This window comes from Stenotrophomonas sp. 22DLJC03 (assembly GCF_056861405.1).
This window is the reverse complement of record NZ_JBSPUG010000001.1, coordinates 846,334-873,103: the sequence shown is the minus strand read 5'-3', so window position 1 is coordinate 873,103 and position 26,770 is coordinate 846,334. Positions and strand designations below refer to the sequence as shown.

The 26,770-nt window shown below is 65.2% G+C and carries 16 protein-coding genes; 6 read left to right on the top strand and 10 right to left on the bottom strand.

Going from position 1 to position 26,770, the window contains the following annotated elements:
* Nucleotides 1–21: 21 nt before the first annotated feature.
* Together AC13GA_RS04065 and AC13GA_RS04060 are read right to left on the bottom strand one after the other, a co-directional pair.
* Nucleotides 22–1,074 (bottom strand): sensor domain-containing diguanylate cyclase, encoded by a 1,053-nt coding sequence (locus AC13GA_RS04065; RefSeq protein ID WP_004147793.1) that lies wholly within the window; start codon nt 1,072–1,074, stop codon nt 22–24.
* A gap of 152 nt (nt 1,075–1,226) precedes the next feature.
* Entirely contained in the window at nt 1,227–2,234 is a 1,008-nt protein-coding gene (locus tag AC13GA_RS04060) for a LacI family DNA-binding transcriptional regulator (RefSeq protein WP_046985716.1), read from the bottom strand.
* Between the two features lie 95 nt (nt 2,235–2,329).
* On the opposite strand from AC13GA_RS04060, the gene AC13GA_RS04055 reads away from it, so the two are divergent.
* The 5 genes from AC13GA_RS04055 to AC13GA_RS04035 are packed head-to-tail and all read left to right on the top strand — an operon-like array spanning nt 2,330 to nt 6,963.
* Nucleotides 2,330–3,382 (top strand): sugar phosphate isomerase/epimerase family protein, encoded by a 1,053-nt coding sequence (locus AC13GA_RS04055; protein WP_295377418.1) that lies wholly within the window; start codon nt 2,330–2,332, stop codon nt 3,380–3,382.
* A 27-nt stretch (nt 3,383–3,409) separates the two neighbouring features.
* On the top strand, nt 3,410–4,627 hold the full coding sequence (locus AC13GA_RS04050; protein ID WP_482997569.1) for a nucleoside permease: 1,218 nt from the start codon (nt 3,410–3,412) through the stop codon (nt 4,625–4,627).
* A 12-nt stretch (nt 4,628–4,639) separates the two neighbouring features.
* Complete coding sequence (locus AC13GA_RS04045) at nt 4,640–5,764, top strand: Gfo/Idh/MocA family protein (RefSeq protein WP_482997568.1); 1,125 nt, start codon at nt 4,640–4,642, stop codon at nt 5,762–5,764.
* A 20-nt stretch (nt 5,765–5,784) separates the two neighbouring features.
* A complete protein-coding gene (locus AC13GA_RS04040) occupies nt 5,785–6,648 on the top strand; it encodes a sugar phosphate isomerase/epimerase family protein (RefSeq protein ID WP_426354056.1) in 864 nt (287 codons plus the stop codon).
* Nucleotides 6,649–6,666: 18 nt separating this feature from the next.
* Nucleotides 6,667–6,963, top strand: a complete 297-nt coding sequence (locus tag AC13GA_RS04035; protein ID WP_046985711.1) for a c-type cytochrome — start codon at nt 6,667–6,669, stop codon at nt 6,961–6,963.
* 30 nt (nt 6,964–6,993) lie between these two features.
* Here AC13GA_RS04035 and AC13GA_RS04030 read toward each other — a convergent pair whose 3' ends face one another.
* From AC13GA_RS04030 to AC13GA_RS04000, 7 genes are all read right to left on the bottom strand, one after another.
* Nucleotides 6,994–7,737 carry a 3-keto-disaccharide hydrolase gene (locus AC13GA_RS04030; protein WP_426354058.1) on the bottom strand — a complete coding sequence of 248 codons (744 nt, stop codon included), beginning with the start codon at nt 7,735–7,737 and terminating at the stop codon, nt 6,994–6,996.
* Nucleotides 7,738–7,751: 14 nt separating this feature from the next.
* Nucleotides 7,752–8,327, bottom strand: coding sequence for a gluconate 2-dehydrogenase subunit 3 family protein (locus AC13GA_RS04025; RefSeq protein ID WP_426354059.1), 576 nt, complete (start codon nt 8,325–8,327; stop codon nt 7,752–7,754).
* The gene (locus tag AC13GA_RS04020; protein WP_482997567.1) at nt 8,327–10,012 is read right to left on the bottom strand and encodes a GMC oxidoreductase; all 1,686 of its coding nucleotides are present in this window, start codon (nt 10,010–10,012) and stop codon (nt 8,327–8,329) included. Before AC13GA_RS04020 ends, AC13GA_RS04025 begins: the two co-directional genes overlap by 1 nt.
* Nucleotides 10,013–10,039: 27 nt before the next feature.
* Nucleotides 10,040–10,936: a hydroxypyruvate isomerase family protein gene (locus AC13GA_RS04015; protein ID WP_211195185.1), complete on the bottom strand. Its 897-nt coding sequence runs from the start codon at nt 10,934–10,936 to the stop codon at nt 10,040–10,042.
* A gap of 200 nt (nt 10,937–11,136) precedes the next feature.
* Nucleotides 11,137–11,715: a single-stranded DNA-binding protein gene (locus tag AC13GA_RS04010; protein ID WP_482997566.1), complete on the bottom strand. Its 579-nt coding sequence runs from the start codon at nt 11,713–11,715 to the stop codon at nt 11,137–11,139.
* A gap of 191 nt (nt 11,716–11,906) precedes the next feature.
* Entirely contained in the window at nt 11,907–12,455 is a 549-nt protein-coding gene (locus AC13GA_RS04005) for a toxin-activating lysine-acyltransferase (RefSeq protein WP_482997565.1), read from the bottom strand.
* Nucleotides 12,452–25,117: a cadherin domain-containing protein gene (locus AC13GA_RS04000; RefSeq protein WP_482997564.1), complete on the bottom strand. Its 12,666-nt coding sequence runs from the start codon at nt 25,115–25,117 to the stop codon at nt 12,452–12,454. The genes AC13GA_RS04005 and AC13GA_RS04000 overlap by 4 nt, the downstream gene beginning before the upstream one ends.
* Before the next feature lie 25 nt (nt 25,118–25,142).
* Between AC13GA_RS04000 and AC13GA_RS03995 the strand changes: the two genes are divergently transcribed.
* Entirely contained in the window at nt 25,143–25,343 is a 201-nt protein-coding gene (locus AC13GA_RS03995) for a hypothetical protein (RefSeq protein WP_046985705.1), read from the top strand.
* 13 nt (nt 25,344–25,356) lie between these two features.
* Here the strand turns inward: AC13GA_RS03995 and AC13GA_RS03990 are convergent, their stop codons facing one another.
* Nucleotides 25,357–26,751 (bottom strand): HlyD family type I secretion periplasmic adaptor subunit, encoded by a 1,395-nt coding sequence (locus tag AC13GA_RS03990; RefSeq protein ID WP_046985704.1) that lies wholly within the window; start codon nt 26,749–26,751, stop codon nt 25,357–25,359.
* Nucleotides 26,752–26,770 lie beyond the last annotated feature (19 nt).

Sequence of the window (26,770 nt, the reverse complement as noted above, 5' to 3'; positions counted from 1 at the left end):
CACGGCGTGCGGTGCCGTATATCAGTCCGCCCAGCTGGCCGTATTCTTGCCTTGGCGCTTGGCGTGATAGAGAGCCTTGTCGGCCGTGGCCAACCAGTCTTCCACGGTGCCCTGGCCCGGCGTCGCCGCGATACCGATGCTGACACTGAACTCCACGCCCGGTGCCACCTGCCTTGCCGCTTCGAGCAGATGCAGCCGGATCCGCTCGGCCACATGCATCGCATCACGCGTTGTGCAATCACGCAGCAGCACCACGAATTCGTCGCCACCCAACCGTGCCGGTATGTCGCCCGGGCGCGCGAATTCGCGCAAGGTGGCGGCGATCTGCCGCAACACCTCATCCCCGGCCCGGTGCCCATGTGAATCGTTGATGCGCTTGAAGTCGTCAACGTCGAGCATCAGCAGGCAGGCGAATCCACCCTGTCCCTGCGCCTTGTCCAGCACCTGCTGCGCGCGAAGGATCAGAAAGCCACGGTTGGCCAGCTCCACCAGTGGATCCATCCGGCTCAACCGCTGCAGCTGGCGGTTCTGTGATTTGACCCGGCGTGCCAGTTGCCAGCTCAGGATGCTCAGCCCGATGCCATACACGAACAGGAACGGCACGCTCAGCACGATCGTGCGCTGCGAGGAGATGGGCTGGTAGGGAAATCCAAGCGCCCACCAGCTGAGCAGAAAGCCCAGCACCAGTGCCAGCGTCGCCCGCATCGCCAACCGCACGCCACCGGCAGCGATCTTGTCGGCGACCAGCAGCGCGGCGAACAACGCACTGGGGACCGCGCTCAGCGCCATGAAGGCGATCCAGCCGCCGCCGAAGAAGGAGTCGGCCACCATGCAGCGGAACTGGACCACTGCGGGCTGGCGGGATCGGTGGGTCAGCAGTAGTGCAAGCGCCGGCCACGCCAACGCGTTGAGCAGCAACAGTACCCACGCCCAAGCGCCATCCTGGCGTTCGAGAATGATCGAAGCGATGGGGATCGCCCCCAGCCCATTGCCGACGAAGCGCATCCAGCCGATGCGCCGTGCCGCGCCGATGCCCTCGACTGCGACTTCCGTCGCGTCAATCAAGAACGGCATGGCCGACCCCCTTGAGCGATCGCACGTTCCCCCCTGGCAGCCTGGCGGGCTGCCTGTGCCGAGTCTGACAGCTTCGCGTCAATTCCGGATCAAGGGTTGCTGGCTGCAACGGCGCGGGCCGGCGGCCGCACGTCCATTGCCGCGCACCGCCCTCAGCCGTTCCTGGGTGCAGCCGTCGAGCCGCGCAGCATCAGGCTGAAATCCAGCGTCTGCTGCAGCGGCACATCGACCTGCTCGATGATGGCGAGCAGCAGGCTGACCGCGCGCTCACCGATCTCGCGCATGGGCTGCCGGATGGTGGTCAGCGGCGGCGTGAGGTAACGCGACGATGCCAGATCGTCAAAGCCGACGATGGACAGGTCATCCGGCACGCGGATGCCCAGATCCCGGCAGGCCGCCAGGGCGCCCAGCGCCATCTGGTCGCTGAAGCAGAAAATCGCCGTCGGCGCGGCGGCCGAGGCCAACAGCCCCTGCGCAGCCGCATGGCCGGACTGCAGGGAAAAGTCGCCCGGCACGATGCCCAGCTGGCGCAGGCGGCCACGCGCCTTGGCGGCGGCCCGGACCCCTTCCATCCGTTGCTGGTGCAGCGGATTGTCGGACGGTCCGCCGACCACGGCGATGCGCTCGTGCCCCAGTCCATACAGATGGTCCATCACCGCGCGCGCGGCGGCCGCGTTGTCGATGTGCACGCTGGGGATGCCCAGCGCGGGATCGAATTCGCAGCCATTGACCACCGGTGCAGCGGTGCCCCGCTGCTGGACGATCTCGTGGGCCGTCGGCGGCAGGCGGTGCCCCAGCACGATCAGGCCGTCGGCCTCGTTGCGCCGGAGCATCTGCGCGTAGCGCTCCTCGCGCTCGGGCAGATTCTGGGTATCGCCCAGCAGCACGGCGTAACCGACCGCCTGCGCCGCGTCCTCCGCGCCCTGCAGGATCTGCGCGAAGAATGGATTGGCGATGTCCGGGACGGTGACCAGGATCTTGCCGCTGCGCTGGGTCTTCAGCGTCCGGGCGACCGTGTTGGGCACATAGCCCAGGGCAGCAGCCGCCTGTTCGATGCGCGTGCGGGTGGCCGGCAGCACCTTGTCCGGCCGCGAAAGCGCACGCGACACCGTGCCAGCGGAAACGCCAACGTGCTTTGCGATGTCGTAGATGGTTGCCATGGCGTTACGTTGTTCCAGCCGCTGTGCAGTGCACAACGGGTCTGCAGGAGGCCCATGCTAGGGTAATGCAATCGATTGCATCAGGGCGAATCATCTTGAAGACGCTCAAGGGTCCAGCGCTGTTCCTGGCGCAGTTCATTGGCGACACACCTCCCTTTGATCGACTGGACACGCTGGCCGGATGGGCCTCGGCGCTGGGCTATTCTGGCCTACAAGTACCGACCAGCGCGCCCCACCTGTTCGATCTGGCCGAGGCCGCGCGCAGCCAGGCTTACTGCGACGACCTCGCTGGCATGCTGGGCGGGCATGGCCTGCAGATCACCGAGCTGTCCACCCACCTGCAAGGGCAGCTGGTTGCCGTCCACCCCGCCTACGACAGCCTGTTTGACGGTTTCGCGCCGGCAGACAAGCGCGGCGATCCGGCTGCACGCCAGGCCTGGGCGGTGCAGCAGCTGCTGCTGGCGGCCAAGGCCAGCCAGCGCCTGGGGTTGACCGCGCATGCCACGTTCTCCGGCGCACTGGCCTGGCCTTACTTCTATCCCTGGCCGCAGCGTCCACCGGGACTGGTGGAAGAAGCCTTCGCCGAGCTCGGCCGCCGCTGGCGACCGATCCTGGATGCCTTCGACGCCTGCGGCGTGGACCTGTGCTTCGAGATCCATCCGGGCGAAGACCTGCATGACGGCGCGACCTTCGAGCGCTTCCTCGATGTGGTGGATCAGCATCCACGCGCGAAGATCCTCTACGACCCCAGCCACCTGCTGCTGCAGCAGATGGACTACCTGGGTTTCATTGACCGCTATCACGATCGCATCGGCATCTTCCACGTCAAGGACGCGGAGTATCACGCAAGCGCGCGCAGTGGTGTCTATGGCGGCTACCAGGACTGGATTGATCGTCCGGGGCGGTTCCGTTCGCTCGGCGACGGCCAGGTCGACTTCAAGGCGATCTTCTCGAAATTCGCGCAGTACGACTTCCCGGGCTGGGCGGTGCTGGAGTGGGAGTGCTGCCTGAAGCACCCCGAGGACGGCGCACGCGAAGGTGCCGCGTTCATCCGCGACCACATCATCCGGGTAACCGAGCGTGCCTTCGATGATTTCGCCGACAGCGGCACGGCCCCACACTCACTGCGCCGCATGCTGGGGATCTGAGCCATTACCGCCCTGGGAGGGCAAGCCATGACGCACACCATGTCGCGCTTGGGCGCGATGATGTTTCTGCAGTTCTTCATCTGGGGGGCCTGGTTCGTCACCCTGGGGACGTACCTGGTGCAGGGCCCGCTGCAGGCCAGCGCCAGCCAGGTGGCAACGGCCTTCCTCAGCCAGTCCATCGGCGCCATCGTCGCGCCCTTCCTGGTCGGCCTGATCGCCGATCGCTACTTCGCCGCGCAGCGCATCCTCGCGGTGCTGCACCTGGCCGGCGCTGTGCTGATGTGGCTGGCGTCCACGGCCACCAGCTTCAGCATGTTCTCGGCGTACGTCATGGGCTACATGCTGCTGTTCATGCCCACGCTGGCGCTGGCCAACAGCGTGGCGATGCGGCACATGCAGTCGCCCGAGAAACAGTTCCCGCTGGTGCGGGTGGCCGGCAGCATCGGCTGGATCGTGGCAGGCGTGCTGATCGGCTGGCTGGGCTGGGAACAGGCGCATCGTCTGGAGCTCACGTTCCAGATGGCGGCGATGGCCTCGCTGGCGCTGGGCCTGTACGCGTTCACCCTGCCGCATACGCCGCCTCTGGCACAGCAGCGTGACGCTGGACTGGGGCAGATCCTGGGGCTGGACTCGCTGCGGCTGCTGAGGTCGCGCGCCTACCTGGTGTTCTTCCTGGCATCCATCGCCATCTGCATCCCTCTGTCGTTCTACTACAACTTCACCAACCCATATCTCAACGACCTGGGCGTGCGCGGCGCGGCCGGCCTGCAATCGCTGGGCCAGGTCTCCGAAGTGCTGCTGATGCTGGCAATGCCGCTGCTGTTCGTGCGGCTGGGGGTGAAGACGATGCTGGCGGTCGGCATGGCCGCGTGGGTGGTTCGCTACGTCATGTTCGCCTTCGGCGATGCGGGTGGCGGCTTCTCGCTGCTGGTGATCGGCATCGTGCTGCACGGCATCTGCTACGACTTCTTCTTCGTCACCGGCCAGATCTACACCGATGCGCATGCCGGCCCTGATGCACGCAGCAGCGCGCAGGGCTTCATCACCCTGGCCACCTACGGCGTGGGCATGTTGATCGGCACCTTCCTGTCCGGCGCGGTGGTCGAGCACTACACGACGGCCGCAGGGCCGGACTGGCAGAAGATCTGGCTGTTCCCGGCCGGCGTTGCACTGGTCGTGCTGGTCGCCTTCCTGCTGCTGTTCCGCGAGCGGCCTGCCGCCGCGGCCACACCTTCCACGCCTTGAGGACCGCAGCCGATGCCAAAGCTTGGAATCGCGATCATCGGCGCCGGCATGATCGGTACCGTGCATCGCCGTGCGGCATTGCTGGCTGGTGCCGAGGTACGCGGCGTGGCGGCCTCGTCACCGCAGCGCGCGCGTGAGGCAGCGCAGTCGTGGAATGTGCCGCGCGCCTACCGGAACATCGAGGAGGTGGTCGCCGATCCGCAGGTGCAGGTCGTACACGTCTGCACGCCCAACCATCTGCACCGCTCGATGGCGCAGGCTGCGCTGGAAGCCGGCAAGCACGTGATCTGCGAGAAGCCGCTGGCCACCACGCTGGAAGATGCGCAGGCGCTGGCAGGTTTGGCCGCGTCGACCGGACTGGTTGCTACGGTGCCCTTCGTCTACCGCTACCACCCGGTGGTGCGCGAGGCGCGCGCACGCATCGCCCAAGGCGATCTGGGGCCGCTGCATCTGATCCACGGCAGCTACCTGCAGGACTGGCTGCTGGACCCTGCCAGCAACAACTGGCGCGTGGACCCGGCGCTGGGTGGCGCATCGCGCGTGTTCGCCGACATCGGCTCGCACTGGTGCGACCTGGTGGAATGGGTCAGCGGCGAGCGCTTCACCGAAGTCAGCGCGGCGTTCGATACCGTGATCGCCGAACGTGGCACCGACACCGGTCAGAGCTTCAGCACGCCGACGGGGGACAGCCCGATGCAGGCGGTGACGAGCGAGGACGTGGCGGCGGCATTGTTCAGAACCGGCGCCGGTACGCTGGCGGCGCTGACGGTCAGCCAGGTCTCGGCCGGACGCCGCAATCGCCTCTGGTTCGAGATCGATGGCGCCAACGCCAGCGTGGCGTTCAACCAGGAAGACGCCGAGCGGCTGTGGATCGGCCTGCCCGACCAGCGCGAGGAAATCTTCGTGCGTGGGCCCGGCGCCGGCAGTGCCGAGCAGCGCCGGCTGTCGGTGTTGCCGGCCGGTCACGCGCAGGGGTACGCGCAGTGTTTCGAAGCATTTGTTGCGGATACCTATCTCGCCATCAACGGCGAGCGCCCGCAGGGACTGCCGACCTTCGAAGATGGGCTGCGCTCGGCGCAGATCGTCGATCGTGTCATTGCATCGGCCAGGTCGCGCGCCTGGACTGCCATCGGTTGAAAACCCGGGAGGATCTGTAGATGAAAACCCTTGTCCGTAGAACTGCAAGTCTCGTCCTGCTGCTCACTGCCCTGCCCGCCTTCGCAGGCGAAGCCGCCAGCACGCAGAAACCGATCGCGGTGCAGATGTACACCCTGCGCAACGCCGGCTCGCTCGACCAGCAGTTGAAGATCGTCCACGACGCTGGCGTACACGCGGTGGAAACGGTCGGCACCCAGGACACCAGCGCGACGGAACTCAAGCAGCTGCTGGACCGGTATTCGATCAAGGCGATCTCATCGCACGTGCCATTGGCCGAGTTGCGCAGCAACCTGGACGGTGTGGTCGCCTTCAACCGATCAATTGGCAACACGACGCTGGTGGTTCCGTACCTGGACAAGAAGGATCGCCCGAGCGACGCCGCAGGCTGGACCGCGCTGGGCCAGGAACTGGGCAGTATCGCCAGGCAGGTGCGGGCCAAGGGCATGCGCCTGGCCTACCACAACCACGACTTCGAGCTGGTCGACTTCAACGGCAGGACGGGCCTGGAACTGCTGTTCGCCGCGGCCGGCCCCGACCTGCAGACCGAGCTGGACCTGGCCTGGGTCGCGCGTGCGGGCCTGGATCCGGCGGTGATGCTGGGAAAATTCCGCGGGCACATGTTCGCCGTGCATGCCAAGGACAATGCGCCGAAGGACCAGGCCGAAGACGAAGGCGGATTCGCTGCGGTGGGCCAGGGCGTGCTGGACTGGAACGCGATCCTGCCTGCTGCGGCAGCCGCCGGCGTGCACTGGTACATCATCGAGCACGACCAGCCACGCGATCCGGCCAAGGTCGTCCAGACCGGTGCGGACTATCTGCGTGAACACCTGACCACCAAAGCGCCTGCCCATGCGCGGCGCTGACGCATCAAGGAGCCCCACATGAAAATGATCCTGGCAATGGCGGCGGCCCTGGGAGGCATGAGCCTTGCGACAGCAGCATGGTGCAAGGATGACCCGGCCGCCGGTGCAAAGCTCTACACCGCGAACTGCGTGGCCTGCCATGGTGCGGATCGCGCGGGCATGCCGGGCGCATTCCCGGCGCTCACCGATATCGGCAAGCGCATGGCACCCGCGCAGATCAAGGAAAAGATCAGCAAGGGCGGCGGGCTGATGCCGCCCTTCTCCCAGCTGTCGCAGCAGGAAATCGATGACATCGCCAGCTACCTGGCGAAGTAAGCGGCCGGCAACCACGCCGGCCGCGTGCCACTACAGCTCGCGCACCCAGATGTTGCGGTAGCTGACCCTGGAGTCGTGCTCCTGCAGGTAGAGCGGCGCACACCCATGTGGCGCGTAGGAAGGCGCACCGATGTATTCGGTCTTGCCTGCCAGCACGGTGTCGTCCTGCACCAGCACGCCGTTGTGCAGCACCGTGATGCGCGCGGGCGACGCAAGGCCGCCGCCCGCCGAGAAGCGCGGTGCTTTCCAGAGGATATCGTAGGCCTGCCACTCGCCCGGCGCGCGCGAGGCGTTCACCAACGGCATCGCCTGTTTGTAGATGGAACCCGCCTGGCCATTGGCATAGGTCGGATTGCTGTAGCTGTCGAGCACCTGCAGCTCATACAGCTCCTGCAGAAAGATGCCGCTGTTGCCCCGGTTCTGTCCCTCGAAGCCCTTCGTGTCGGTGGGCGTGCGCCACTCGACATGCAGTTGGACGTCGCAGAAGCGTTGCCTGGTGCGAATGCCCTTGCTGCCGGGCACGACGGTCATGGCGCCATCGGCAACCTTCCAGGGCACGCGTCCGCCCTGCTCCGACTCCCACGCGGAGACATCCTTGCCATCGAACAGCACGATTGCGTCGGACGGGGCCCTGCCTGGCGGCGTGGCCACGGTCGCAGGCACCGGCGTCCACACCTCGGTCTTCTTCGGATCGCGTGCAGCGTCGGCACCGTTCTGCGCGAAGGCGGGTGCGGCAACCAGCACGGTCACCGCGATCAGCAGCGGCTTGATCATCCTTTTGCGCTCCATCAGCTGGTCCCCCACGCCGGCGTGCCGGGAACATAGCCGAGGTCGCCATCGTAGCGCCCCGGCACCGCAACGTACTGCAGCACCCCGGTCGCGCCGACTTTGGAGGTAAAGAATCCGAAGATGGCCAGCTGCTTGAGCATCGTGAAGTAGTGTGGCATCGCCTCGCCCTCTTCAGGCGTACCGGTTTCGGTCACGTCGGCATGACGTGCCTTGGCTTCCGCATCGAGCGTTCGCAGCAGCCCGGTGCGGGCTTCTGGTGTGAGCGATACGAACCGGCCGCCGGCGCGTTTGTCGATGTCGGCCAGGCCGGCGCGGAACGTTGCCTGCTGTCGGGCGGTATAGCAGTCGCTGACGAACGTCGCCATGAACAGGCCGGCGCCGGCATCCTTCGCGCCTGGCGTCCGGGTCCGCGGCAGGATGGTCTCGGCGATCTCGTCCAGCGTGCCGACATCGGCGTCGGAGAAATGGATCTTCGCAGTGGCGGCCGGGGCCTGCCCCTGCACGAGCGCAGGCAGGCCGACCATGGCCGCACCAGTGGCGGCGACGATCATTTTCAACAGTTCACGGCGATCCATCAGAGGTTCCCCGCTTTCAGTTCGCGCACCGCATGGTCGGCGGCCCGGGCCGTCAGCGCCATGTAGGTCAGCGAAGGATTCACGCAGGCGCTGGAGGTCATGCAGGCACCGTCGGTGACATACACGTTGGGCGCATCCCAGACCTGGTTGTGCTGGTTCAGCACCGAGCTCTTCCGATCACGTCCCATCCGCGCGGTCCCCATCTCGTGGATTCCCTTGCCCGGGGCGTAGTCGTTGTCATGCATCTTCACGTCCTTGACGCCGGCCGCTTCCAGCATCTCTGCGGCATCGGCGGCCATGTCCTTGCGCATCGCCAGTTCGTTGGCGCGCATGGCAACGTCCATCGCCAGTACCGGCAGCCCCCACTTGTCCTTGCGCTCCCGGTCCAAGCGGATCGTATTGTCGTGGTGCGGCAGCATTTCGCCGAAGCCGGTCATGCCGATACGCCAGTCGCCCGGCACGGTCAGCGCTTCCTTAAGGTCGGCACCGATGTTGAGCTCGGCGATCTCGCGCGACCACCCCGTGCGGCTGGCACCGCCCTGGTAGCCGAAGCCGCGCAGGTAGCCGCGTTTGTCGGCCGCGACGTTGCGGAACCGCGGAATGTAGAAACCGCACGGACGACGGCCGAAGTAGTACTTGTCTTCGTATCCCTCGACGCGGCCGGAGGCACCCGCACCGAAATGATGGTCCATCACGTTGTGCCCCAACTCGCCCGACGAGGAGCCCAGCCCGCCGTCCCAGACATCGGTGGCCGAGTTCATCAACAGCCACGTCGAGTTGAACGACGAGGCGTTGAGGAAGATGACCTTGGCGGTGTACTGGTAGGTCTGGCCGGTCTCGGCGTCGATGACCTCCACGCCGCGGGCACGCTTGCGGTCCTTGTCGTAGAGCACTTCCTTGACGATCGAGAACGGCCGCAAGGTCAGGTTGCCGGTCTTCATCGCCGCCGGCAGTGTCGCTGCCTGGGTGGAAAAGTAAGCGCCGAAGGGGCAACCCAGGATGCACTTGTTGCGGTACTGGCAGTTGACGCGGCCCTGCTCGGGCATGGGCTTGGTGATGTTGGCAGTGCGCGAGTGGATCATGTGCCGGGTGCCGCCGAATGCCTTTTTGATCCGTGCGGCCACGTCCTTCTCGACGATGTTCAATGGGATAGGCGGCAGGAACTCGCCATCCGGCAACACGTCCAGCCCTTCACGCGTACCAGCAATACCGGCGAACTTCTCCACATGGTCGTACCACGGCGCGATATCGGCGTAGCGGATCGGCCAATCGGCCGCGATGCCGTCATTGAGGTTCGCCTCGAAGTCCAGGTCGGAGAAGCGATAGCTCTGCCGGCCCCATAACAATGAGCGGCCGCCGACGTGGTAACCACGGAACCAGTCGAAGCGCTTGGTCTCGACGTAGGGCGAGTCCTGCTCGTTGGCCCACATTCCTTCCAGGTTTTCGGCCAGCCCGTAGTCGCGCATCAGCACCGGGAAATCGGCTTTCATCGCCTGGGTGGGCCGGTTTCGATGCGGGAAATCCCATGCCTCCTTCATCGCATTGACGTAGTCCTTGACGTGCTCGATGTTGCGTCCACGTTCCAGCATCAGGACCTTCAGGCCCTTTTCGGTCAGCTCCTTCGCTGCCCAACCGCCACTGATTCCCGAGCCAACAACAATGGCGTCGTAGTGATTATCTGCCATGGGTTTCTCACCTGGGTGGATATCGTTTCAGACGTCGCAGAGGCGGATTGCCTCGCGCAATGAGCCAACGGGATCGGGCGCTGCAGGCATGAACTCCTGCGCCAGATATCCCTTGAAACCGGTGTCGCGGATTGCGCGGCAGATGGCCGGATAGTGGAGCTCCTGCTGGTCTCCGATCTCGTTCCGGCCGGGCACGCCCGCGGTGTGGTAATGCTTGAAGCAGGCATGATGCTTGCCGATGGTGGCGATGATGTCGCCTTCCATGATCTGCATGTGGTAGATGTCGTAGAGCAGGCCGAAGTTGTCCGAGCCGAGCCGCTGACACAGCTCCACACCCCATGCGGAGTGGTCGCACAGGTAGTCGCGATGATCGACCTTGGAGTTCAACAGCTCCATCACCAGCACCACACCGCGCTTCTCGGCGTGCCCGAGGATGCGCTTGAGGCCGGCCTCTGCATTGGCCAGACCTTCCTTCGGGTCCATGCCGTTGCGGTTGCCGGAGAAGCAGATCAGGTTGCGATAACCGGCATCGGCGACCAGATCGATGTGCCGCGTGTAGCGTTCCACCAACTGGTCATGGAACTGGCGGCCAGCAAAGCCCTTGGTCAGGCCCAGCTCCGCGCCGTTGCACATCGAGCTGTACACGCCGTTGGCCTTCAGCGTCGGCCAGTCCTCCGGACCGACCAGGTCGATCGCGGCAAAACCGATGTCCTTCACTGTCGTGCAGAGCTGGGCGACCGACAGCTGCGGGAAGGTCCAGCGGGCGACGGAATGCTTCAGGTTGCCCTTGAGTTGCGCAGTGGCGGCGAATGCGGGGAGCATGCCTGCCGCCCCCAAGCCAATGCTGCCGGCAACTGCGAGACGCAGCGCATCGCGCCGCGTGAGGCCCGTCGCCGGGGCCGGTCTGATCGAATGGATGGACATCCACCTGCCGGCCTCCCAACCGGTATCAAACGCAACGATTCACAGCAATGCAATCGATTGCACCATAGGGGAGGAAATTGTCTGTTTGCAAGTCGCGGTGCACGAAAACCGATGCTGCGGGGCACAACTCCGAATGGATTCCGGAAAAAGAAAAGCCCCGCATCGCGGGGCTTTCTTTTCTGCTGCAGGCGACCGTTCGATCAGAACGGAATATCGTCATCAGCGAAGTCGTCCATCGGCGGCGCCTGCTGCGGCTGCGGGCGCTGGTTGCCACCCTGGTTGCCGTAGCCGCCGCCCTGGTTGCCGCCCTGGTTGCCATAGCCACCACCCTGGCCTCCGCGCTGGCCACCGCCGCCGCCGTACTCCTGGCGCGGCGCCTGCTGGCGCTGCGGGCGCTCACCGCCGCCGTAATTGCCGCCACCACCACCACCACCGCCGCCTTCACCGCGGCCGCCCAGCATCTGCATCTCGTCGGCGATGATGTCGGTGGAGTACTTCTCCACGCCGTCCTGGCCGGTGTACTTGTCGTAGCGCAGGCTGCCTTCGACATACACCGAGCTGCCCTTGCGCAGGTACTCGCCGGCGATTTCGCCGAGCTTGCCGAAGAACACCACGCGATGCCATTCGGTACGTTCCTGCTGGTTGCCATCCTTGTCCTTGCGGACGCTGGTGGTGGCCAGGCTGATGCGGGTGATCGCCATGCCACCCTGGGTGTACTTCACGTCCGGGTCGTTGCCGAGATTGCCGACCAGGATGACTTTGTTGATGCCGCGCGCCATAGGTAAGTGATTCCATTGTCCGGGGGCTGGTGCCTGTCATAGCACACAGCCGGAGTTGCCGATACCCGGCCGCCCATGGTGGGCACTGCCAGAAACCCGGCATTCTATCATCGAGCCCCGGCCCACCGGGCTTGCCGCTATTCCCCCGACCGCCAGAGTGGCGGCCGGGGCGGACGTTCACCCTTCCCGGATCAGGCCGCCTGCGACGGCACGCCGCCCAGGGTCACCTTGTCACGCCGGCCGGTGTCCGGATCGGTCCGGTGCATGGACAGGCTGCGCCCCGCGAACGGCCCGGTCAGCAGATCGCCCAGCATGGCCTCGGCCAGGCCATTGCCGGGCTGGGCGAAGGGGGTGATGAACTCGATCAGCCACAGGCGATCGCCACTGTTCCAGTCGTCCAGTTCCAGCCGCTCGCCCTGCTCCAGCTTCTGCTCGGCCTGCTCGGACAGGTTCGCCCAGATCGCAACGCCCAGCGGCAGCTGCTCCAGCGCCTGCTGGGTCAACCCGGCGAAGGCCGCACCGGCTTCCTGCATGCCCGGCAGCGGCGGCAGTGTGCCGAAACGGAACACCCGGAACTGCTCCTTCAGCAGCGGTGGCATGAACGACCATTCCAGGTCCTTGAGCTGCATCTCACGGTGCAGCGGCGACTGCGAAAGCAGCCAGACGATCTGGCCGAGGGCCTCGGCAACGGTGCGCGGCGCCCCTTCGGCGGCGGTGGTGTCGGTCGTGGACGTAATCATGAACGGGAAATCCTGTAGTCGGGAATGGCGGTCAACAGTTCCATGGTGGCCGGATCGCGCGCCGCCGTGCTGATGCCCTGGGCATAGGGCTGGGCGTCGAACGTGGACATCGCTTCGATCATCTGGAACCGCTTCTTCTGTGCCAGCGCCAGATTGTCATGCAAGGCTGAGCGCTGTGTTGCCGGGCCGGACGGAATGCTTTCGTCGATGGGGGCACGCTGTTCCGACCGAGCCGATTGCTGCATCCGCTCGGCGGCTGTGGGCTCAACGCCGCCGAAGCGATCCCGGGATTCTGCCGCCGCCAGTTCCGCCGGGGCCTGCGACAGGTCAGCTGCAGGCGCTAAGCGTGGATCGCCGCCTCGGCGGTTGACCCGGCCGGAGGCGGCATCACCGCTGCCCAGGTCACGTCCGCCCTTGCCGGCGCCACCGTTGAGATTCAAGCCGTCCCCGTCAGCGTCCTCCTCCCGCTCTCCAAATGCGAAGAACATGTCCGACAAGGCCGCCTGGGTGCCATCGGTACGGGTGTACTGACCGTTGGCGTAGGTGGTGTTGTCCGGCGATGTACCGGGCATCTGCCCGGTGCGGCGCGCATCAAGATTGATCGACGCCACGCCCGCCTGTTGCAACGTCAACAGTTCACCGATCTGGCTGATGCCATCGCGGTTCGCGTCGCGCCAGACCTGGAACTCTGCAAAGCGAGCGTCGTTGGCATCCAGGCGCCGGTCACCATTGCTGTCATAGGCAGCCAGGCCTTCAAGGTCGGAATGGGCCCCCTCCAGATCCATCGTGAACGAGATTTCGGCGCCGGAATCGATCGTGCCGTTGCGGTTGCGGTCCAGGACAAGCAGGCCATCGTGTGGCCCGACCCAGCCTGTCAGGTCACGCACGCCATCACCATTCATGTCGAAGCGTGTGGCGCTTTGCGCCCAGCCCACGGTCTCGACGCCGTCGCCATCCAAATCAAGTACGACTGGGCCCAGGCGCCCGCCCCACTGGTTGACGACAAACTTCAAAGGATCACTCCACAGGCCGGCGCTGTCCTGCGACTGGACCACGATCTCATACCAGGTATCGTAATTGACCTCCTGGAAGTAGCCAGCCCCACTTCCGCGTGGATCCCCCCAATCTCCCGAGGTCTCCGTGCGCAGTCCACCTCGGGCAACAATGCGCTGGAGAAAGATATTGTCCGAGTAGGCCGCAAGGAACCCATCACCCGAGATGGCCCGCGTGGTGGTTCCCCCATCGAAGGTGTAGGTGTCCCCGGAATAGGTGTCCCAATACTGGCCCGACGTTCCGACAAACTCAACGGCACTGGTGACAACCAGGCGTGCGAAGAAGTCCTCGGGGTCACTGGCGGACACCACTTGGACAAAGTTCCCATCCTGCCAGGTCGCAATCGTCGGACGCTCATTGACGTTCTGCACATTGATCGTCACCCAGGTGGTGCTCGACAATCCGCCACGATCGGTGACCGTCACCTGGATCTGGTGGCTCTGTGCGGATTCATAGTCCAGCTGCCCGTGCAATGCGATCTGCCCGGTGGTGGCATTGATGCCGAACAGATTGCTGGCGCCGCCGGTAATGGCAAAACGGTGGTCGCGGTTGTACCACTGGCTGTCGGGGTCGGACCAGTTGGTGAACTGGAACACGGTCTGCCCTGCGCCCGGCGACGATTCAGCCAGCGTCAGGCTCTGGCCCCAGGTTGTCGGCGCTTCATTGACGTCTTCGATGCGTACCGTGATCTCGCGGTTGCCCGACACCAGCGCGCCGTCTGTCGCACGCACCGTGACGTTGTAGTACGCCTCCAGCTGGCCGTCGCCATCGCCGTCGATCAGCTGCAGGTACGGCGCCACGGCCTCGAAATCGAAGCTGCTGACGTTGTACTTGAGCTGGTTGCCGGATATCACGAACCAGGCAAACGGGTCGTTGATGATCTGGTACGAGGGCGCGGTTCCGTCCGGATCAGACGAGGACAGCGTGGCTACCACCTGCCCGGACACGCCGGTGTTCTCGGAGGTGAGGGCCACGTGCTGCACGACGTCCGGCGTTCGTGGTGCTTCGTTGACGTTGGACACGCCCACTTGGAACACTTGGTCGCGGGTCGCGCCGTGGGTGTCGGTCACCCTCACTGTAATTGCATGCGAAGTGGCTGCCTCGTAGTCCAGCAGCCCACCATTGGCGACGCTCAGTACACCAGCAGCAGTGATGGCAAAGCGGCCGCCGGCATTGTTGACCAGGGTGAAGGTCAGGCCGTCGGTGGCATCCTGGTCCTGGCCGCTGAACCTGCCGACCTCGGTGCCGTTGCCCGTGTTCTCGGCAATGCTGAGCGAGCGGTCGGCAGTGATACCATGAGGCGCGTCGTTGACGTCCTCCAGGCGCACGGTAATGGTGCGCGCACCGGCCGAGGTCAATCCACCGGATACCGCTTTCACCGACACCGAGTACACCACCTCCTGGCGGCCATCGCTGTCAGCATCGCTCAGTGTCATGCCGGCGGCCTTCAGCGCCTCGAAATCCAGCACCAGGCCGTCACGGAACTTCAGCTGGTTACCGACCAGAGTGAACCAGCCGCGCGAGTCTCCCTCCAGCACATAGCTGTAGCTGCCATTGCCGCCGCTGGAAGCCAGGTTGGCAATCACCACACCGCCCAACGCGGCATTTTCGGCAGCGATGGCCACCGGCTGGCTGGACACGGTCGGTATCGCCGGAGCTTCATCGACGTTGGTCACCGCCACGGTGAAGGTCTTGTCGCGGGTGAGGCCACCGGCGTCGGTCACGCGCACCACGATCTGATGCGATGTGTTGGTCTCGTAGTCGAGCAGGCTGGCATTGGCCACCGTCAGTACACCCGCCGCGGAAATCGCAAAGCGGCCACCGGCATTGTCGGTCAGGCTGAAGGTGAAGCCATCGTTGTCCGCGTCGACGCGGGCGAAGTTGCCCAGCACCGTGCCATTGGCCACCGGCGCATCCGCCGTGGATTCGACCGTGCTCAACGCGCGGTCGACCGTGATGTCGGTCGGACGCGCGTTGATGGAGACCGACAGGGTCTGCGTCTTGCTGCTGGTCAGGCCGGTGGCGGTCTCCTTGGCGATGGCGGTCACGGTCAGCGCCGCAGTGCCGGTCAGATCGGCCGACCACGTGGCCGGGCCGACCAGCGCTAGGCCGGCCAGCTGCGCCGGCGTCAGCGACCACACGCCGTTGCCCAGGTTCGTTCCCTTGTTCAGGGTCAGCCCGGTCGGAAGGTTGGAGATGCGGATCTCCAGGGTCTCCGAACCATCGGTATCGGACAACGCAGCCTGCACATCCAGGGCCAGCGTGCCACCGTCGAGGGTCGTACCGACCTGCACCGCGCGGCTGATCACCGGCGCATCGACCACCGGTTTCACGTCGAGGAAGAACACCCGCTCGGTCACCAGGCCACCCGCATCGGTGGCGACCAGCTTGATCGCTACCCGTCCGCTGGCATTGCCCTTCGGCACCAGGGTCACCGTCCGCTCGCCGTTGGCACCGGCGGTGATGGTCGGCGCGTTCATCCAGGCCACAGTGGAACTGAGATCGGTAGCGTCCAGTACGAACGCCTGTACGGTCACGCCGGATGCGGGGGTCAGGTCATCGCCCACGGTGAACTGCACGGCAACCTGTCCATCTTCGTTGATCGACTGGTCCGCCACGACGCTGACCGAGGGCAGACCGTTGCCATCCCAGTGGTGCCGCCATTGGTTCTCGAAGGACGCATCAGCATGCAGGGCCTGATAAGCGGCTACCGTGGCGGGCTTGGTCCGGCCGGCCATCAGCGTGACCAGCGCCTCGGCGTTGATGGTACTGCTGGCATGCTCGCCGGCCAGGATGAAATCGATCTTGTAGTTGGCGCGGTCATTGGCGCTGGTCGTGGTGTACCAGCCCTTGATCGTGGTCACCACGCTGGTACCGATCACCGAGATCACCAGATCATCGCCGGTGCGGCTGAACCACAGATCATTCCGACTGATGTCGCGGTAGCCGATGACGTCGATGTCGTCGCCACTGGAATCGTAATTGCGGATCTCATCCGCACCCGAATCGCGATCGATCAGATAGACGTCACTGTCATCGCCACCGATCAGGATGTCGCTGCCGGCGCCGCCATACAGCGTATCGTTGCCGGCCTGCGCATCCAGCAGATCATCACCGTCACCACCATAGAGCGTGTCATTGCCGCCCCCCCCGTAGAGCGTGTCATTGCCGGCACCGCCCTCGATGTAGTCATCACCCGCGCTACCGGTGATGGTGTCGTTGAATGCACTGCCGATGATCCGCTCGAATGCATCTTCAAGCACGTCACCGGCCGCTGCGCCGCCATGGGTTCCCGTCGCCAGGTTCAGCACCACGCCGGCCGTTGCCGAAGCATAGGTCAGCGTATCGACACCGGACCCGCCGGAGAGTGTGTCAGCACCAGCGCCACCCTCAAGAAGGTCGTCGCCATCGCCACCGCGCAGGATGTCGTTGCCGAGGCCTCCCTTCAGCGTGTCATTGCCGATGCCACCTTCCAGCAGATCGTTGCCGGCACCGCCATCGAGAATGTCGTTGCCTGCATCGCCATACAGACGGTCATCGCCGTCTTCGCCGTACAGGTTGTCATCGCCGTCACCGCCACGCAGTTCGTCGATGCCCGCACCACCGTACAGGGTATCGCGACCGAGCTCGCCCCACAGTTTGTCGTCGCCGGCATCACCGCGCAGGGTGTCATCGCCATCGCCACCGTACAGATCGTCATTGCCACCGCCACCATTGATGGTGTCGTTGCCGCCCAACCCCTGGATCACGTCGCGGTTGGCCTGGCCGACCAGCGTTTCACCGGCTGCGGTGCCATACAGATAGTCGTCGCGGTTGACGACCGTGAACACCAGCTGCTTGCTGACACTCAGTCCAGCTCCGCCACGATCGGTTGCCGTGACTGTTACCGTCACCGTACTTCCCGCTTCATAGTCGACGATCGCGCCAGCCTTCAGGCGCAACTGGTTACCGTTGACGATCTCGAAACGGCTGTCCGAAACGCTGTAGGCCATGGTGGCGAAGTCGCTACCCGCCACGGTGTCCGGATCGGTGGCCGACAGCGTCCCCAGCAGGATCGCGGGCAGCGTGGTGCCGGTGGCCACCCGATCGGTTTCGTTGAAGCTGGTGGTTGTGGCCGCGAATGCCACCGCGGTCGGTGCTTCGTTTTCGTCTTCGATGGCATAGGTGAAGCTGAGGGTTCCGGCCGAGGCCAGCTCGCCGTCGAATGCCCTGACACTGGCGGTCAGCAGCACTTCCTTGATGCCATCGCCATCGAGGTCGACCAGAGTCGCGCCCTGCGCTGTCGCCAACGCCTCGAAGTCGATCGCAACGCCCGAACGCACGCGCACCTGTTTGCCCACCACCTCCAACAGGCCGCCCGGGTTGGTCACCAGCTGCAGGGTAGGCGTCGTGGTGTCGGGATCGCCAATCACGAAGGTGCCCACCACCGTGCCGGCCCCGGTCTTCTCGCCGGCCAGAACCGGTGCGGTGTTCGGCGGGCGGGTCGGCGTGAACGGCGCCTCGTTGATGTTGCGCACGTCGATCGTGAAATCCTTTTCGAACCACGCGCCGGCGCCGTCGGTCACGCGTACGCGGATGGTGTGCGCGGTGCCGGTCTCATAGTCCAGCTTGGTGCCATCGCGGACGCTGAGCGTGCCATCGGCCGCAATCCTGAAGCGGCCACCGCCGTCATTGATGAGGGTGAAGGTGGCCGTATCCTCTGCACCGTCCCGGTCGACATGGCCGAAGCGGCCCAACGACAGGTTGTTGGCGGCGTTCTCGTCCACCGCCAGCGGCCCCGGGGCGAGGATGTCGCTGGGCACGTCATTGACCGAACGCACCACCAGGTCCACCACCTGGTCGGCGGTATTGCCGTCGGCATCGGTCACCCGGACCACGAAGCGGTCGGTGCCGTGGCGGTCTGCCGCCGGCGTATAGACCCAGGCACCGGTGGCTGCGTCGAGTGCAACGCTGCCCATCGTCGGCCCCTGCAGCACGGCGTAGCCGGAGATGTTGTCGTCATGATCGACGGCATTGACGTTGCCCGCCAGTGCCACGTCCTCGTCAGTCGACAGCGACTGGTTGGCCAGCTGCGGGCCGGCCTTGCCGGTGGGATGCCAATAGCGCGTCAGCTGCGCCGCAATGGCTGCCGGCAGGACGGCCGGCACCTGCGTGGAGAATTGCGCCATGGCCTGGATCAGCGGCTCGGCATGGGCCAGGAACAGCGAGCCCGCCGCTGTTGCGATCTCCCGCAGGCGACCTGCCCCGGTGTAGTAGCCGGCGATCGTAACGCTCGATCCACCGCCCAGCACGCTCACCACCAGGTCGTCACCACTGCGCTGCAACCAGACCGATTCCGGACCGGCGTCCTGCAACACCAGCCGGTTGCGACCGAGCGAATCCTCGATCCGATCCGCTCCGTCATGACCCGCGACAACATAGGTGTCGTCGCCCGCACCACCGCGCATCAGGTCGTCACCACCGTCGCCGGACAACGTGTCGTTGCCGTCTCCGCCTTCCAGCAGGTCGTCGCCTGCGCCGCCGGACAGGACATCATCGCCGGCCTCGCCGTACAACTGGTCCGCGCCCGCCTGTCCCCCCAACGTGTCGTCGCCGTCTCCGCCCCAGGCCTTGTCGTCGCCCGCGTCACCACTGATCTGATCGTTACCCAGGCCGCCATACAGCTCATCGGCGCCGGTGCCGCCGGCCAGTACGTCCTTGCCCGCACCGCCATCCAGACGATCATCACCGTCATCGCCGGACAGCGCATCGTCGCCGTCGCCTCCCATCAGCGTATCGTTGCCGTCTCCGCCAACGAGCACGTCGTCGCCCGCCCGGCCGTCCAGCCAGTCGTTGCCCCCCAACCCGAGCAGCCGGTTGGCACGCGCGTCGCCACTGATCGTGTCACCAAAGTCAGCGGTTCCCACCACGTTCTCGACCGAGCTGACACCACCATTCAGCACGATGCTGTCACCGGTGGCGTGCCCGCCGAACAACGAGCCCGTGGCGAGATCGGCAACCAGCGCCGCGCTGGATGAGACGTAGCGGATCGTGTCTCCGTAGGCCTGCCCAGGCTGGATCGCCTGCCCCAGGCTCACACGGTCACTGCCGCCGTCCAGCACGTCCGCGCCAGCACCGCCCTCCAGCGTGTCATCGCCATCGCCACCGCTCAGCGTGTCGTTGCCGTCGCTGCCGGAAAGAACATCCTCACCCGCCCCTCCGTTGATGACGTCGGCCGCCGTACCGCCCAGGATCAGATCGTCATCGGCCGTGCCCCCCTGCGCGAGCTGGCGGAGATTGCGCAGTTCAACGGTAAGGCCATCGTTGAGCTGCGTGCGCTCAACACTGATCTGCGCGTTGCCGTCACTGCCGATCTTCACCGATCCATTCTGGGCCGCGACCACGTCCAACTGATTCTCGCCGCCGACAATGCGCAGGCGCAGATTGGACAGGCTGATGCCCTTTCCGAACGACAACAGGTCGTCGCCCGACGCGTCCTGGCGCGGCGCCTCACGCAGCAGCTGCAGGCCGTTGGCGGTGTTGCGCCAGGTCGTTCCCTGCAGGCGCCCCACCCCGTAGTTCCAGGCCGAAGCCGGCGGGATCGTGGCCTGCTGCTGCGAGAACAGGAAATCGACCTGATCGAAACTGCGGTAGGCCACCTCTCCGCTGAGGCGGTTGGTCAGGGTCAGCCGGTACGCATGCCGCCCCGCGCTATCGCCCAGGTAATCCCACGATGCCAGGTACGCGCCGGATACCTGGCCGTCCGCGCCCACCACTTCCTCCAGATCGAACGCCGCGTCCATGATCTGGTCGTCACCGTCGCCGACGTTGTACTCATACACATCGTCGCCCGCTCCACCACGCAGCAGATCGTTGCCGCCGCCACCCCGCAGGATGTTGTCGGAGGCGTCACCGCCCAGGCGGTCGGCACCGCTTCCGCCGGCAAGGCCCTCGATGCCCTCATACACGTCGCCCTTGGCATGGCTGGTATTGCCGACGGTGTTGCCAAGATAGGCAACGACCGCGCTGCTGCCGGCATAGGATGCGATGTCGGTGCCCAACCCGCCAAACAGCAGATCGGCGTCGCTGCCCCCTTCCAGCGTGTCGTCGCCGCTCCCGCCGTAGAGGATGTCCGCACCGGCACCGCCCTTCAGCAGGTCCGATCCTTCATTGCCGTTGAGCAGATCATCGCCAGCACCGCCGTCGATGACATCGTCACCACCGTTGCCGGTCAGCCAGTCCTTGCCGGACGTTCCACTGATGGTGTCGTTGCCATCACTGCCGCCCAGCAGCGTCATCGCGGCAACGCCCAGGCGACCGGTGGCGGCGAACACCATGTTCTCGATGGAGCCGCCCAGCGCGTACCAGTCCTTGATCGTAAGCGTGTCTGTGGACTGCGACAGACGGCCCGCGTCGCCATCACGGCCCACGGTCAGGCGCAGATCGTTGCCGATCTGCTGCAGCAGGATGTCCTGGACGTCGATGCCCGCACCGAACTCCAGTGAATCAACGCCGGCGTTGCGCGCGATCACGCCATCCAGCGCGCCCATGTGGCGGCGCAGCACCTGTGCCTCGTCGTTCCAGTCGTTGTGGCTGATCCAGCTGGCGCCATTGAAGTACACCACGCCGTCCTTGCTGACCGTGCCATCGGCGTTGCGCACGTAGCCGTTGACGTAGCTGCCCTTCTCCCACACCAGATCCCAGTTGTCGACGTAGTCATCAAGAAGAATGTCTTCGCCATCGCCACGCTGATAGCGGAAGACATCATCGCCTTCGCCGCCCACGACCTCGTCGTTGCCGCGTCCGCCGACGACCAGATCCGAGCCGGAACCACCATATACACGGTCGTTGCCACCGTCGCCGAACACGGTGTCGTTGCCGTCGCCACCGAGCACCTGGTCGTTGCCGGAGCCGCCCATCACCCAGTCCTGGTCGCCGTCGCCGGCAACGAAATCGTCGCCGGCCCCGCCAATGCCGAAGTCATTGCCGGCCAAGCCACGGATCTCGTCATTGCCGTCACCGCCATAGATGAAGTCGGCGCCATAGGTACCGAGGATGACGTCCGATCCGGCGCTGCCGATGATGTAGGACGTCATGTCACCAATGCGGACCTCCTCACCATTGGCAAACCGCAGCCACTCCACCCGGTGGGTCGTCTCAAACCAGTCGCTGATCACCAGCTCGTCGCTGGTGGTCCTGGCACGGCCGGCCGAATCGATGAACACCAGCGAGATCACCAGGTTGTTGCCGTCCCTGCGCATGCGCAGGTTCTCGAACGCAACACCGGCGCTGAACACGATCGCATCCTCGCCGCCACGGACCGTGCCGTCGGCAAGGTAGTCGCCGCCGCCTGCCCAGCCACGTGCCAGCAGCCCCTGCTCCATCTGGCGGATGCGCCAGGCCAGCGAGTCACCGCCCTTGTTGGCCACCGACGCGCCGTCCGCCTCGTCGAAGATCACATCGCGGCCATCGCCAAATCCGAACAGGTACTGGTCCGAGCCACCGCCGCCGAACAGCGCGGCGCCATTTCCGAAGCGGTCGTCACCGGCACCACCGCTGATGATGTCGGCACCGTCGCCGCCCAGGATCCGGTCGACGCCGGCACCGCCTTCAAGCCAGTCCGCGCCACGGCCACCATAGAGGCGATCGTTGCCTGCGCCGCCGCGCAGCAGATTGCCGTTGCCGCCGTTGACGGCGATCGCCGCGGCCTCCGCTGCGGCATCGCCGGCCGCAAAGGTGATGTTGGAAACCGCGCCGGCGAACAGGACGTCGTCACCGTCCTGCCCGAGCAGCCAGTCATCCAGGCGTCCGCCGACCAGCGTGTCATTGCCGGACCCGCCGAGCAGATCATTGCCAAGGTCCCCGCCGCGGACGATATCGTCGCCGTCGCCTGCATCGATGATCGCGGCCACATCCACCTTGTGGCTGCCATTCATCGCCGCGCCGTTGACCTTGAGCGCTGCCGAAGAGGCCAGCACATTGCCTTCCAGCGAGATCTGGTCCGCCCCGCTGCTGCCGGCGATCTCATCCTTCATCGAGGTTTCGATGCTGTCGCGTATTGTTCCGGCGCGCTCATCACCAGCCATCACCGTGAACGTGCGCTCCTTGCCGTCGAGTGCCATGTAGAGATTGGCTGGCCCGATACCGATGCCGTCCACGGTGCCATCGAGGATCTCATCCATCAGCACCGAGAAACCGCCCGTCCAGTCGCTGGCGGCGCGCCGGTGCAGTCCCAGCTCGCGGGCACGTGCGAAGGTAATGGCCCAGCCTGCGGCGAAACCATCCGCCGATCCGGTCGACAGCAGGGCGTTGACCACGCTGGGATCGGCCATGTAGCGGCCATAGTCCAGGGCCACGGACAGATCGCCCACCAGCTGCGTTGAATTGAAGTCCTGTGGACGGGTGGTCGCCAGACCGTTGGACAAGGTCCGTTTGATGTAGATGTCACCGCCTGCCATCTGTGGCACCAGCGAACGCAGTGCCGCCAGGGAGCCGTAGCCGATCACCTCGGCGGCATCGCGCGTCTTGAAGACCACCGCCCCGTTGCGCCGATAGACGAAATCCTTGCCGTGGGTTCCGTATCCACCGGCAACCACGGACGCGGGATCGATCAGGCGTGAACCTGCCAGTTCCAGTACGTTGTTCAGCGTTCCGCTGACCGTCTGCGCGAAACTGATGGCCGCCATCGGGGTGGCGCCCGAGCGCTGCCAGACGCCGCTGATGGCGAACTTGCCCGAGGCCTGGTCCCAGGTCACCTCGGCGCCGGAACGCGGCTTGCCCCCGAACATCGATCCGATCACGCCGCCGAAAATGTAGCCAATGAACGCACCGATGACCGCGCCGACCGGCCCGGCCATGGACCCGAATCGCGTGCCCATCGCCGCACTGGAGGCTGCGCTGGCGGCGCCAACCATGGCACCGATGGACGCCCCCAGCGACGCGCCGATCTGCCCTGCGATGGTATCGAACTCCACCAGCTTGGAGGCCAGCTTGGTGCCCAGCCAGGTGGCCACCACCGTGCTGATGTTGAAGCTGCCCAGGTTGATGTTGCTCAGCGCTGGTACGCCGTTGGAAATGTTCTGGATGATCATCCCCAGCGCCTGCGCCGCTGCAGACTGGCCCAGCTCGCCGACCACCGTTCCCTCCAGGCCGAGGGCATGGATGAGCTCACCGGCCAGATAGGACGAAACCACGCCGGTGGCGTTGGCGCCCAGATCCAGTTCGATATCCTGGAACGCGGCATCGAATGCCTGGAACGCCGATTCGGTCACCCTCAGCTGCGCCAGCGCTTCGGCCAGATTCTCGCCCAGTGCGGAAAACACGATTGAACCGATGCTGCTGACCAGGGCGTCGTCGAACAGTACCGAACTAAGCGAGCTGCCGAAGCTTGAACCGATCGAACCGATGTTCACACCCAGATACAGCACATCGTCGGTGGTGGTCACCGTGCCATCCGCAGCGATGACGGTGTTGACCTCGATGCGGATGTTGCCGCGGGTGGTGACGTTGTCGATCTGGTCGACTTTTCCATCTCCGTTGCTGTCGATCCTCACCTGCGCGGTCTGGACATAGTCGTCCTCGTCGCTGACATCGCCGCCGGAGATCAGGAAGCGATTGTTGCCAAAGTTGCGACTGCCGCTGGTCTTCTCCTGCAGCACGCGCTCGATGCGGTCGTAGTCCCCGTCACCATCAAGATCGGTGCGGACGATCTCGATGACGTCGCCATTGATCGTCTCGCCTACGATCCTCACGCCGTCGCCCTGCGGTTCGGCGATGGTCAGGATGTAGCCGGTGGGCAGATAGCTCTGGCTCTGCCCGATGAAATCAGCCGAGGGCAGGATGAGCTCCTTGTCCGCCTTGGGCAGGAATGCGAGCGTGCCGTCGGTGCGGATGACCGCAATGTAGTCCTGTGCGGTGACCTGATGCTCCTTGTAGGCCTCGATTGACAGGGTATAGGCGGGGCCATTGTGAGCACCCACGCCTGTCACCATCACGTACTTCCCGCTCTCGGTCAGTACATAGAGATCCGGCAGGATCACAACATCGCCGAGGCGGCCACCGGCAGTCCAGGCGCCGCCCGGAACGAAATCCGATTGGCGCACATAGTGCGTGTAATGGCCCTGGATGAAGGCCTGCGCGGCCGTCGTATCCACCCCCTGACCATGCACCATCGCCATGATCATGCCGAGGCTGTCGGATGGATTCCCCACGCCAAAGCCGGCTGAACCCTTGCCAATGCCACTCATCCGGTTGATATCGAAGCCCACCGGCAGGTTGTCGCGGGTCAGGAACAGATCCATCATCTGCGTCTGCGCAAGCGCGGTTCCCAGCGAGAAGCCCGGGAAATACAGGTCGCCGAAGTTCAGTCCGATTCCCTTGGCATCTGCCAGCGCCTGTCGACCGAATGTGATGGCGTCCAACTGCTGCTGCGTTGGAATGTGCAGCGTGGCCAGGGCATCGGTAATGATGTCGCGCCAATCCACCGGGTTGGCCTGTGTTGGCCGATTGGCAACGATGAAGGAGTTGCTCGCGTCGTGATAGAGCGCCATCCCGAAATAGCCGCTCTTCTCTTCGGCGGAGGCTGAGATCACCGACCAGCCGGTGCCATCGAGCGCGACACGGATCGACATCTCGTCAAACTGCATGAGCTCGGCAATGGACGCCATCAGCGCTGCGTTGTCGCCAATCGAGGCGCTCGCGCTGGCGGTCTTCATCCGCCTGACGATCGTGGTGATGGACCGCTTCGGAACCTGGGTGATGGTGCGACCACTCATGTCAGTTCTCCACTCCATTGGGTTGAACAACAATTTCGGCACGTTGCCGGTTGGCAAAAAATGTGATCGGATTCAGGGTTGAGGTCCGCGCTCGCTCATCGCTCCCGCCCCGCTTCCTGCACACGTCTTGAAAGCGGCGACAACAGGTACTCAATGATGCGCCGATCACCGGTCTTGATTTCCGCCGTTGCTGCCAGGCCCGGTGCCAACGCGCGACGCCTCCCATCCACCTCGATCCAGGGCTGCAGCAGGCGCACGCGGGCCGGGTAGCGCAACCCTTCCTTCTCGGTCTGTACCGCATCGCGGCCCACAGTCTCGACCACGCCATCCACCACACCGTAGCGGGTGAACGGATAGGCCTCCAGCTTCACCTCCACCGGCTGCCCGTCGCGGACGAAGCCGGCATCGCGATTGGGCAGCATCGCATCGACCACCAGCTCGCCGTCATGCGGCACCAGCACCATCAGCGCATCGGCCGGCTTCACCACACCGCCGATGGTGTGCACCTGCAGCTGCTGCACCACGCCGGTCACCGGTGCGCGCAGCACCGTGTGACCGGCCTTGTCATGGGCCTTCTTCAATTCTTCGCCACGCAGCGCGCGCGCCGCTTCGGCCTCGGTCAGGGCATCCAATGCTTCGCGTGCGAACTCGCTGCGGCTCTTGCTCATCTGCTGGCTGGCCGCCAGTTGCGCTGCGGTCGCTTTGCGCTGCTCTTCGCGACGGATCGCCAGGTCCTGGCGCATGCCGACAACACGCTCCTTCACTTCGGCCACCTGCAGTCGCGGCACATAGTTGTCGCGGCTCAGTTCCTCCAGCTTGTTCAACTGATCGGTGGCCAGCGGCAGCTGCTCTTCCAACTTGGCGATCTCGGCCAGGATCATGCCGTGCTCGCCATCGCGCTGGCTACGCTCCTGCTGCAAGCCGCCCACAGTGGAATCGAACTCGCGCTGCTTGGCGGCCACCAGTGCCTGCTGGATGGCAACGATGCTGTCAGGCGTTCCCTCCGGTGCGATGAAGCGACCGGCCCGCCCAGCAACGTGGTCAACCACGGCCTGCGCCCGTGCCACATCGATCTGCGCGGTCAGCAACGCCTGGCGCGCCTGCTCGACTTCGGCATGGCTGACCGTCGGGTCCAGTTCGAGCAGCGGCGTGCCGGCCCTCACCGACTGCCCTTCGACCACATGGATCGCACGGACCACACCCTGGTCCGCGGCCTGGATCACCTTCACGTTGCCGCGCGGAATCACCTTGCCTTCAGCCACGGCGACCATGTCCAGGCGGCCAAGGCACGACCAGATCAATGCAATGGCCAGAAAGGCGATCAGCAACCAGAGAACGGTGCGGCCGATCGGGTTCGGTGGCTTTTCCAGGATCTCCAGCGCCGCCGGCAGGAAGTCCGGCGCCGCCGAATCGCGTTGGTCCGGCTGCGCACGCTCCGCGCGCAGGCTCTCGCGCAGGATGCCCAGGTGGTGCCTCAGTCCCTTCAACATGCGTGCTGTCCTTGGCTGG

Coding starts and splice junctions, on each gene's coding strand:
- AC13GA_RS04065 (WP_004147793.1), bottom strand. CDS start 1,074: ATGCCGTTCTTGATTGACGCGACGGAAGTCGCAGTCGAGGGCATCGGC.
- AC13GA_RS04060 (WP_046985716.1), bottom strand. CDS start 2,234: ATGGCAACCATCTACGACATCGCAAAGCACGTTGGCGTTTCCGCTGGC.
- AC13GA_RS04050 (WP_482997569.1), top strand. CDS start 3,410: ATGACGCACACCATGTCGCGCTTGGGCGCGATGATGTTTCTGCAGTTC.
- AC13GA_RS04045 (WP_482997568.1), top strand. CDS start 4,640: ATGCCAAAGCTTGGAATCGCGATCATCGGCGCCGGCATGATCGGTACC.
- AC13GA_RS04040 (WP_426354056.1), top strand. CDS start 5,785: ATGAAAACCCTTGTCCGTAGAACTGCAAGTCTCGTCCTGCTGCTCACT.
- AC13GA_RS04035 (WP_046985711.1), top strand. CDS start 6,667: ATGAAAATGATCCTGGCAATGGCGGCGGCCCTGGGAGGCATGAGCCTT.
- AC13GA_RS04030 (WP_426354058.1), bottom strand. CDS start 7,737: ATGATCAAGCCGCTGCTGATCGCGGTGACCGTGCTGGTTGCCGCACCC.
- AC13GA_RS04025 (WP_426354059.1), bottom strand. CDS start 8,327: ATGGATCGCCGTGAACTGTTGAAAATGATCGTCGCCGCCACTGGTGCG.
- AC13GA_RS04020 (WP_482997567.1), bottom strand. CDS start 10,012: ATGGCAGATAATCACTACGACGCCATTGTTGTTGGCTCGGGAATCAGT.
- AC13GA_RS04015 (WP_211195185.1), bottom strand. CDS start 10,936: ATGTCCATCCATTCGATCAGACCGGCCCCGGCGACGGGCCTCACGCGG.
- AC13GA_RS04010 (WP_482997566.1), bottom strand. CDS start 11,715: ATGGCGCGCGGCATCAACAAAGTCATCCTGGTCGGCAATCTCGGCAAC.
- AC13GA_RS04005 (WP_482997565.1), bottom strand. CDS start 12,455: ATGATTACGTCCACGACCGACACCACCGCCGCCGAAGGGGCGCCGCGC.
- AC13GA_RS04000 (WP_482997564.1), bottom strand. CDS start 25,117: ATGTCGATCCGTGTCGCGCTCGATGGCACCGGCTGGTCGGTGATCTCA.
- AC13GA_RS03995 (WP_046985705.1), top strand. CDS start 25,143: ATGGACGCCATCAGCGCTGCGTTGTCGCCAATCGAGGCGCTCGCGCTG.
- AC13GA_RS03990 (WP_046985704.1), bottom strand. CDS start 26,751: ATGTTGAAGGGACTGAGGCACCACCTGGGCATCCTGCGCGAGAGCCTG.